The 8,501-nt window shown below is 60.3% G+C and carries 7 protein-coding genes; 2 read left to right on the forward strand and 5 right to left on the reverse strand.

What is annotated here, in order from left to right:
• From ACOYNB_RS13930 to ACOYNB_RS13950, 5 genes are all read right to left on the reverse strand, one after another.
• Positions 1-1,085, reverse strand: a 1,085-nt coding sequence (locus ACOYNB_RS13930) for an Hsp70 family protein (protein WP_422839594.1), incomplete at its 3' end; no start/stop codon positions are given.
• Positions 1,086-1,214: 129 nt separating this feature from the next.
• Complete coding sequence (grpE, locus tag ACOYNB_RS13935) at positions 1,215-1,754, reverse strand: nucleotide exchange factor GrpE (protein WP_422839595.1); 540 nt, start codon at positions 1,752-1,754, stop codon at positions 1,215-1,217.
• A gap of 77 nt (positions 1,755-1,831) precedes the next feature.
• On the reverse strand, positions 1,832-2,263 hold the full coding sequence (locus ACOYNB_RS13940) for an RNA-binding S4 domain-containing protein (RefSeq protein ID WP_422839596.1): 432 nt from the start codon (positions 2,261-2,263) through the stop codon (positions 1,832-1,834).
• On the reverse strand, positions 2,256-4,364 hold the full coding sequence (mnmC, locus tag ACOYNB_RS13945; RefSeq protein ID WP_422839597.1) for an FAD-dependent 5-carboxymethylaminomethyl-2-thiouridine(34) oxidoreductase MnmC: 2,109 nt from the start codon (positions 4,362-4,364) through the stop codon (positions 2,256-2,258). The genes ACOYNB_RS13940 and mnmC overlap by 8 nt, the downstream gene beginning before the upstream one ends.
• 7 nt (positions 4,365-4,371) lie before the next feature.
• On the reverse strand, positions 4,372-5,154 hold the full coding sequence (locus tag ACOYNB_RS13950; protein ID WP_422839598.1) for a 3-hydroxybutyrate dehydrogenase: 783 nt from the start codon (positions 5,152-5,154) through the stop codon (positions 4,372-4,374).
• Between the two features lie 91 nt (positions 5,155-5,245).
• Between ACOYNB_RS13950 and ACOYNB_RS13955 the strand changes: the two genes are divergently transcribed.
• A complete protein-coding gene (locus ACOYNB_RS13955; protein ID WP_422839599.1) occupies positions 5,246-6,175 on the forward strand; it encodes an alpha/beta fold hydrolase in 930 nt (309 codons plus the stop codon).
• Positions 6,172-8,430 (forward strand): RelA/SpoT family protein, encoded by a 2,259-nt coding sequence (locus ACOYNB_RS13960; protein WP_422839600.1) that lies wholly within the window; start codon positions 6,172-6,174, stop codon positions 8,428-8,430. The genes ACOYNB_RS13955 and ACOYNB_RS13960 overlap by 4 nt, the downstream gene beginning before the upstream one ends.
• Positions 8,431-8,501: the final 71 nt, after the last annotated feature.

Here is an 8,501-nt window from a genome sequence, read left to right on the forward strand (position 1 = left end):
GGGTCCTTGCCGAAGAATTCCTTGACCTTCTCTTGCACCTTGGGCATGCGGGTCATGCCGCCGACCAAGATCACGTCGTCGATGTCGGCCACGGCCACGCCAGCATCCTTGATGGCGGTGCGGCAAGGCGCGATGGTGCGCTCGATGAGGTCTTCGACCAGGCTTTCCAGCTTGGCACGGGTCAGCTTGATGTTCAGGTGCTTCGGACCGGTGGCGTCAGCGGTGATGTAAGGCAGGTTGATGTCGGTCTGGGCCGAGTTCGACAGCTCGATCTTGGCTTTTTCAGCGGCTTCCTTCAGACGCTGCAGGGCCAGCACATCCTTGGTCAGGTCGACGCCAGATTCCTTCTTGAACTCGCTGATGATGAAGTCGATGATGCGTTGATCAAAGTCTTCACCGCCCAAGAAGGTGTCACCGTTGGTCGACAGCACTTCGAACTGCTTTTCGCCGTCCACGTCAGCGATTTCGATGATGGAGACGTCGAAGGTGCCGCCACCCAGGTCATACACTGCGATCTTGCGGTCGCCCTTGCCAACCTTGTCCAGGCCGAAGGCCAGCGCAGCTGCCGTCGGTTCGTTGATGATGCGCTTGACATCCAGGCCCGCAATGCGGCCAGCGTCCTTGGTGGCTTGACGTTGTGCGTCGTTGAAGTACGCAGGCACGGTGATGACGGCCTCGGTGACTTCTTCACCCAGGTAGTCTTCCGCGGTCTTCTTCATCTTGCGCAGCACGTCGGCCGACACCTGAGGAGGCGCCATCTTCTTGCCGCGCACTTCGACCCATGCGTCACCGTTGTCAGCAGCGGTGATGGTGTAGGGCATCAGGTCGATGTCCTTTTGCACTTCCTTTTCAGTGAACTTGCGGCCGATCAGGCGCTTCACCGCGTACAGGGTGTTCTTGGGGTTGGTCACAGCCTGGCGCTTGGCCGAGGCGCCCACCAGCACTTCACCGTCTTCTTGGTAAGCAATGATGGAAGGGGTGGTGCGAGCGCCTTCGCTGTTCTCGATCACCTTGGTGGTGTTGCCTTCCATGATGGCCACGCACGAGTTCGTGGTGCCCAGGTCAATACCAATAATCTTGCCCATGTTTGTGTGCTCCTAGAGGATTTGGTCTGGAAGACAGTCGCTTCCGATTGATTCGTTATCTGTGCACGCCGGCGCCGTTTTCAAGAGCCCCTATTTCAAAAAAGGGCTTGGGGCGTTCGTGCCAGAGGTTTATTTGGGTGCAGCCACGGTAACCAGGGCAGGGCGCAGCACGCGCTCGGCAATGGAATAACCCTTTTGCAGCACGCCCACCACGGTGTTGGCTTCCTGCTCGGCAGGCACCATGCTGATGGCCTGGTGGAAGTGGGGGTCGAACTTGGTGCCAGCTTCCGGATTGATTTCCAGCACCTTGTTGCGCTCCAGCGCAGCGGTCAACTGGCGCAGCGTGGCGGTCACGCCTTCCAGCACGGTTTCCACCGGGGTGTCGGGCTTGGCAGCGTGCGAAGCCAGAGCGGCCTCCAGACTGTCGCGCACGGGCAGCAGGCATTCGGCAAAAGATTCCACCGCAAACTTGCGCGCCTTGGCGATTTCTTCTTCCGAGCGGCGGCGAATGTTTTCGGCCTCGGCCTTGGCGCGCAGGTAGGCGTCGGACACCTCGGCGTGCTTGGCCAGCAGTTCGGTCATGTCCTGGGCCACGGACTCGTTCGGCAGTGCTTCGTTTGCCGTGTCGGGGGTGGCTGCCTCTTCGGGCGTGTTGGTCGTGTCGCTCATTTCTGATTCGGGTGGTTGTTTGCGAAAACCCTCCCCATGTCAGGGTGTCCGGCTGGCTTTCAAGAGGGATAAAGAAATTATTTTTCGATGCTGACGGACCACCGCTGCCAGTCGGCCAGTTTCCGTCGGTCGCGCTTCGTGGGTCGTCCCTGTTCAATGCTCTCGGCGGGTTCGGCACCTAATCGACGCTGCTCCTGGGCCTGCTGGCGCAGTTGCACACTTTCTGGCGTCTCTTCATAGAGTTGCTGCGCCTGGGGCGCAGGGCCACGGACCGTGCTCAATGCCTTGACGACCACAGTTTTGATGATCGGTCCTTGACGGATTTCCACCCGATCGCCGGCGCGCAACTCACGAGATGCCTTGGCAACCAGGTCGTTGACCTGGATGCGACCCTTTTCAATTTCGTCGGCAGCCAGCCCGCGTGTCTTGAAAAAACGAGCTGCCCACAGCCATTTATCCAACCTTAGCCGGTCGGTCAGTCCTGGAATCGGGCGTTCGGTGTCACTCATCGTTCGTCAATTTGTCAGTCTGGCGGCTGGTTCGGGCCAGAAATCGTGCCGGGTCCATGGCATCTCTGAGTCCGATCTCGACCGGGCAGGGGGCGCCAGTGACCCAGTGGGCCAGCAATTCTCCCGCAAGTGCGGCCCAGGTGATCCCCCGAGAACCCAGTCCAGTCACAACAAATAGCCCGCCTTGCGCGGTGCGCTGGCGTGGTATCAACCGCACCTGGTCCATTCGCACCTTGCGGCTCGCTGCCTGAAGTCGGTCGATAGACCAGGGCATCGCTCCCACCAATGGCAATCGGTCTGGCGTAGTGGCTCGCCATCCGGTTCTGCCAAACAGGGTCGTCATGTCAGGGGCTTCCGATGGCACGGCCAGATCCCGATGCCATGCACCGAGGCGCTTGGCTTGACCCAAATTGTGGATGTGGTCAGCTTGCCGAATCGCTGGATCCTCATCGTGGTGCTGCGTCGTAGCGCCACACAGAAGATCTTTGCCGCAGAGCGGCAGAACGTAACCACTGCCTGCAACGGGCAATCTGGGAAGCGTTACATACTCGAAGTTCGTCGTGTCGCGCGCGATCGCAGTGATCTGCCCGCGCACCTTTGAAAGTGGCACGGGCGACACGGCCAACGCCTCGGGCAACTTTTCGCACAACGCTACAGTTTGGTGCGCGCAGGCCATGACAACGGACGACGCCCGGATGACTTCATCACCATGGTCATCAACAGCCAGCCAGGTGCCGTCTTCTGCCTGCGTCAGCGATGCGACCGCTGAGTGCCAACGTACGGACAGCAGCGGTTGACCATTCAGCTGCCATTGCGCAGCTTCGCTCAGCAACTGCTTGGCATACCCCGCTGGATGCACCCATCCCGCCTGATGGAAAAACCATCCGCCACTGGGCAAATCCAGTCCGCTCATTTCTGCGGCTTGCGCCCGCTCCAGCCACTCGACATGGTCGTCAGGCAGGCTGAGTTTGGTGAGCAAAGCTTCCGCATCATCGCGGTTGGTCTTGGCATCGAGGCGGATCAGTCCTTGTGCCTGTCCTGCAACCCGGCCATCAGCAATCCACCCACGAATTTGAGACCACGTGGCGAGTGCCGCCGCACGGTGGGCGCGCGCATGAATCCCGTCTTCGCCGTGAACAATGCTGTGGAAAAGACCGCCTGGGTTGCCTGAACCCTCCTGCGCGGGCCCAGCATGCCGGTCGATCAGTGTGACCCGCCACCCTTGGCGGCAAAGGGCATGCGCAGCGGAACACCCTGCCAGGCCTGCTCCGATGACCAGCGCATGCCGATGTGGCGAGGCAACGGCAGGCAACAAGCCACCAGCAGGTGGAGGCGCCACATACCGAGGGGCAAAGTGCCCCTGAATCATGTCGCGCTTGCCGGTGAAACCGGGCGCCTTCGTCATTACAAAGCCGGCTCGTGCCAGTGCGTCGCGCACACCGCGCGCAGCAGACCAGGTGGCTGCGGTGGCATCAGGCGCCGCCAGACGATCGAGGCGGGACAGCAAGCCTTCATCCCACATATCGGGATTCTTGGCTGGCGCAAAACCGTCCAGATAAAACGCGTTGACCGAGGCCAGCAATGACGGCAGCAACTCGGCAATGTCACCCAGCCCTAACATCAGCGTCACGCCTTGCAGGCACCCGCCAGCTGACAACGGCTCGTCAAAGTGCCGGGTATGCCAGCCAGCGGTCAGTGGCGGCCATTGCTCGATCAGGCGTTTTGACAATGCGGCGCGCAATTCAGCGTCTGGGTCTTGCGTGTCGGACACGGCTGCGTGCACGCGCGCCAAATCATCACGCGTCAGAGGGTGCTTCTCAATCGAGATGAAAACCAGGCGATCACATCGCTCGGTGTCAGCCAACCAGGCGGCCCACGTTGCCAGGAAATTGTTCCCCAGACCAAACCCGGTTTCCAGAATCACAAACCGAGTTTGATGCTGCCAGCGCGCAGGCAGTCCATTCCCGCCCATGAACACGTGCCGAGCCTGAGGCCAAGCGCCGGCCGCCGCGTGATAGACGTCGTCGTATACCGGCGAATAGGGGGTGCCGGGGGCATGGCCCGAGGGGCTTTCGCCCAGGGCCGCGGGAATCACTGACATGGCTGATTTACTGCGCGACCCACCCACCGTCCACGTTCCAGGCAGCGCCACGCACGTTGTCCGCGCCGGGCGAGCACAAGAACACGGCCAAGTCACCCAGTTGGGCAGGGGTGACAAATTGAAGGGAGGGCTGCTTCTCGCCCAGCAGACCCTTTTGCGCGTCAGCCAGGCTGACACCTTCGCGCTCGGCCTTGGCATCAATTTGCTTTTGCACCAGGGGCGTCAGAACCCAGCCAGGGCAGATCGCATTCACGGTGACACCTGTTGTGGCAGTTTCCAGTGCAGCGGCCTTGGTCAGTCCTACCAGGCCATGTTTGGCTGCAACATAAGCCGACTTGCCGGCCGATGCAACCAATCCATGGGCAGATGCCAGATTGATCACACGCCCCCAGTTCCTGCTACGCATGCCAGGCAGCGCCAGTCGCATGGTGTGGAAGGCCGAACTCAGGTTAATGGCGAGGATGGCATCCCACTTTTCAACAGGGAAATCTTCCACATTGGCCACGTGCTGAATGCCAGCGTTGTTCACCAGGATGTCAACGCCGCCAAATTCAGCCTGCGCATAGGCGAACAGTGCTTCGATTTCGGCAGGCTTGGACATGTCGGCGCCGTGATAGCCCACATTGACACCGTGTGCAGCGCCTGCGGCCCGAACTGCCGATTGGGGGGCTTCGACCTCGCCAAATCCGTTCAGAATGATGTTGGCGCCTTGCGCAGCCAGCTTCTCGGCAATACCCAGACCAATCCCGCTGGTGGAGCCTGTTACCAAAGCGGTTTTACCTTTCAACATCTCGGGCCTCCTGTCGGTAAGAAGAAACACAAACAATGTGGAATGGCCCATTATCTGTTGTGATATCGATCTGCCACGCATTCATTCGACCATGAGCACAGACAACAACGTTCAACCCACGCTTCGCCATGTCACCTGCCCGGGCGCCAGTCGCAACGATGCAGCGACCCATCGCATGGCCTATTGGTCTTGGGGTGACGAGCGCAATCCGAACGTGGTGATCTGTGTCCATGGCTTGAGTCGGCAAGGACGAGATTTCGACACCCTGGCAAAGGCACTGTGTAATCGCTATCACGTGGTCTGCCCGGATGTGGTGGGGCGCGGTGAGTCCGACTGGCTGGCCGATCCATCTGGCTACCAAGTGTTCGGCTATGTGGGTGACATGGTGGCGCTGCTCCAGTCGCTGCGTACGCAACGAGGTGCAATCGACCCCATTGCTGTGGACTGGGTGGGTACTTCGATGGGCGGGTTGATCGGCATGGCGCTGTCGGCGCTGCCGCCCGCTGCGTCGGGGGCGACATTGCGCAAAATGGTGCTCAACGACGTGGGGCCACGCGTGCGTCACGAAGCCATCGTGCGCATTGGCGAATACTTGGGGCAGCCCATGCGATTCTCGGACGAGCAGCAAGCTGCCGACTACCTGTGGAACATCTCGACCGGATTTGGTCCCCATACGCCGGAGCAATGGCTGGCCTTGTCTCGGCCATTGCTTCGGCAAGCGCCTGAGGGCAACGGGTTGATCCTGCACTACGACCCGGCCATTGCCGCACCGTTCAAATCCATGAACGCAGATAGCGCTGCTGCGGGCGAGGCCATGCTGTGGCAGGTGTACGATGCCTTGAAGGCCAAGGTGCTGCTGTTGCGAGGCAAGCAGTCCGACTTGCTGGACACGGCAACGGCCGTGGACATGACCCGGCGCGGACCCAAGGCGCGGTTGGTGGAATTTGACGGTGTTGGGCATGCGCCAACGTTGATCGCCGCAGATCAGGTTGCCGCAGTGAAGGAATTCTTGATCGAATGAAGACCAGTTCTCTCATGCCAGGTTCGGCGGGGCATGCGGCCATCGTCGAGCTGGTCGAGATGTCCCCTGAAGGTGAGTCACCTTCAGGCAGTATTTTGTCCAAAGCTCGGTCGTTTGCTGAACCCTTGCTGCTCACACAGCGGTTCGAAACGGGCGAAGACGCGCTGACGCATGCCGACGGCGTCAACTTCATTCTGTCAGGCATCGGAGCGCCACCGTCGTTGCGTGCGGCCGCATATCTGGTCTATGCCAGCGAGTATCTGACGCAACCCGAAGAGATCATCGCCCGTTCGTTCGGCGACGACGAGGCCACGCTGGTCACGCACACCCGCAAGCTGGTGCAGGTGCAGCGCAATGCGCGCGATGCCATGGCAGACGATGTCGATGGGCCGCTGGCTGCCGAGCAGGTCGAGCGCATTCGCAAGATGCTGCTGGCTTTTTCACGCGATTTGCGAGTGGTACTGCTGCGCCTGGCTTCGCGACTGCAAACACTCCGCTATTACGCCGAGAGCAAGCAGCCGTGCCCCCGTGCTTTGGCACGAGAGTCTCTTCAAGTGTTTGCACCGTTGGCAAACCGTTTGGGTATCTGGCAGATCAAGTGGGAGATGGAGGACTTGTCTTTCCGCTTCCTGATGCCAGAGTCGTACAAGGCCATTGCAAAGTCACTGGACGAAAAGCGTCTGGAGCGAGAGCATCACATTGAACAGGTGCGTGCTCAACTGGCCCAGGCTCTGAAAGACGCAGGCATCCCGGCGTTGGTGCAGGGGCGCCCCAAGCATCTGTACAGCATCTGGAAGAAGATGAAGGGCAAGGATCTGCCCATTGACCGGGTGTTTGACATTCGTGCGCTGCGCGTCATCGTTGCAGACATCCCGGCCTGCTACGCCGCGCTGAGCCGAACACATGAACTCTGGCAAGCCATGCCGGAAGAGTTCACGGATTACATCGCCAAGCCCAAGCCCAATGGATATCAATCCCTGCACACGGTGGTGCGTGATGAGCAAGGGCGAAGCATCGAGATCCAGATCCGAACACAAGCCATGCACGACCATGCCGAAAGCGGCGTGGCGGCACACTGGGCATACAAAGAGGCTGGCACCAAAGGCTACGCGGGGGTGCAGGCTGCAGGCGATTTTGAAACCAGGGTGGCCGAAGCACGCAAAACCGTCTTGCGTCAGTTGCTGGCTTGGGAGCGAGATCTGGCTGCTGCGGATGATGCGCAGGGGGAGCCTGGCCACAAAGGGCTCTTCGATGATCGCATCTACGTCTTCACGCCAGGTGGGGAGATCATTGATTTGCCCGAGGGTGCCACGCCCATCGACTTTGCCTATACCCTACACACGAATCTGGGGCACCGTTGCCGTGGTGCCAAGGTAGACGGCGCCATGGTGCCACTGAACACCGCGCTCAAGAGCGGCCAGACCGTTGAAGTGGTCTCCATCAAAGAGGGGGGACCTTCGCTGGATTGGCTGAACGCCGATCTGGGTTTCCTCAAAAGCCAACGTGCCCGCGCCAAAGTTCGCGCCTGGTTCAATGCTTTGGCGCAACAGGCCACCATCGCTCGGGGGCGAGAGTCTGTCGAAAAACTGTTGCAGCGTGAGGGGAAAACCGCCATCAAGCTGGATGAGTTGGCCTCTCGTCTGGGATTCAAGAGTGCCGATGCCCTGTTCGATGTGGTTGGCAAGGACGAGTACTCTCTGCGCAACATTGAGCAGTTCCTGCGTCCGGCCGCGCCAGAGCAAAGTCCTGACGAACTCATCACGCAACGAATAGCCCGGGCGGATCCCTCCAAGGCTGCGACAGACGGCAAGGGCGTGCTGGTAGTCGGCCTGGACTCGTTGCTGACGCAATTGGCGCGTTGCTGCAAGCCCGCGCCGCCCGACAGCATTGGAGGGTACGTAACGCGAGGCAAGGGCGTTGCCGTCCATCGCGTGGACTGCGTGAACTTCCGGCAAATGGCAGTACAACAGCCCGAGCGGGTGATCCCGGTCACGTGGGGACGTCAGGCCATCACTGAGTCAGCTCAATATGCTGTGGATGTGATGGTGGAAGCGCACGACCGGACCGGTCTGCTGCGCGACGTGTGCGACGTTTTGGCGCAAGGCAAGATCCATGTACTGTCCATGCACAGCCACGTTGTGCGTGACCGCGTCACCATCACATTGACCGTGCAGACTGGCGATACATCTCGCCTGAACAACATCTTGGCCAAAGTGTTGCAAATCGGGGGTGTATTGCGGGCGCGACGCAAATAATGCTATAGTAGCGGTCTTGCAGGCGCGTAGCTCAGTTGGTTAGAGCACCACCTTGACATGGTGGGGGTCGT

Origin of the sequence: Aquabacterium sp., assembly GCF_049317225.1 — a bacterium.
Taxonomy (GTDB): Bacteria; Pseudomonadota; Gammaproteobacteria; order Burkholderiales; family Burkholderiaceae_C; genus Aquabacterium.

Bases quoted from the DNA above. Each gene is read 5' to 3' on its own strand.
- grpE (WP_422839595.1), bottom strand. From the start codon at position 1,754: ATGAGCGACACGACCAACACGCCCGAAGAGGCAGCCACCCCCGACACG.
- ACOYNB_RS13940 (WP_422839596.1), bottom strand. From the start codon at position 2,263: ATGAGTGACACCGAACGCCCGATTCCAGGACTGACCGACCGGCTAAGG.
- mnmC (WP_422839597.1), bottom strand. From the start codon at position 4,364: ATGTCAGTGATTCCCGCGGCCCTGGGCGAAAGCCCCTCGGGCCATGCC.
- ACOYNB_RS13950 (WP_422839598.1), bottom strand. From the start codon at position 5,154: ATGTTGAAAGGTAAAACCGCTTTGGTAACAGGCTCCACCAGCGGGATT.
- ACOYNB_RS13955 (WP_422839599.1), top strand. From the start codon at position 5,246: ATGAGCACAGACAACAACGTTCAACCCACGCTTCGCCATGTCACCTGC.
- ACOYNB_RS13960 (WP_422839600.1), top strand. From the start codon at position 6,172: ATGAAGACCAGTTCTCTCATGCCAGGTTCGGCGGGGCATGCGGCCATC.